This window comes from Micromonospora aridisoli (genome assembly GCF_056150025.1).
Window position 1 is genome coordinate 1 of the sequence record NZ_JAXCFK010000063.1, and the last position, 666, is coordinate 666.

The 666-nt window shown below is 38.1% G+C and carries 1 protein-coding gene; it reads right to left on the minus strand.

Annotation, left to right across the window (positions count from 1 at the left end; translation table 11 throughout):
• A partial coding sequence (locus SM447_RS29335) for a formate dehydrogenase accessory sulfurtransferase FdhD (protein ID WP_474576111.1) occupies window positions 1-666 on the minus strand: 666 nt, incomplete at both ends.

Below are 666 nucleotides of genomic sequence, written 5' to 3' on the forward strand. Positions count from 1 at the left end.
AGCCAACTCTACTGCTTATAAACAGAATAGACTGTTCTAGTAATTTCTTGTTTTTTACTAACGTATGCCCAATAACCTTGTCCACGGCGTTGTGTCGTCCTATATCTTCTTTGATGCATAAAAGTGTACCATTTTTGTCAAACAATGCTGCGGCATGTAGTCCACCTGTATGGTTAAAAAGATGCTGTTGATGACTGAGTTTTTTTGATAAGGAGTATATGGTGGTTAAGGATAGCTCCATACCTTGCCCAAGTGACTGTGGTAGTGTTTCCATGAGTTGACTTATCGAACGTTTTCCGCAAACACCACAGCTAGAGGTGGCAGTAAAATTACGATCAAGTAAAGATAGATCGATCGTGAGATCTGGCTTTAGGAGTATTTTCAAGATGTTTTCTCGATGCTCTGGGATGGTTTTTTGACAATAATGAAAGGATTTTATAGCGTCAAAAGAATCTATGATACCTTCAGCAAAAAGAAAACCAACTGCCAGCTCAATATCATTTCCAGGAGTACGCATGGTTACTGTAATCGATGTTTCCGAAATAGCGTCACTTTTAGTGTAAATGAGACGTATCTCCAAAGGAGCTTCTACAACAAGTAAATCAGGGACAGAATCTAAATGTTCTTCCTGTACTTTGATAATAGTTGTTTTTGAAACTCCGATTT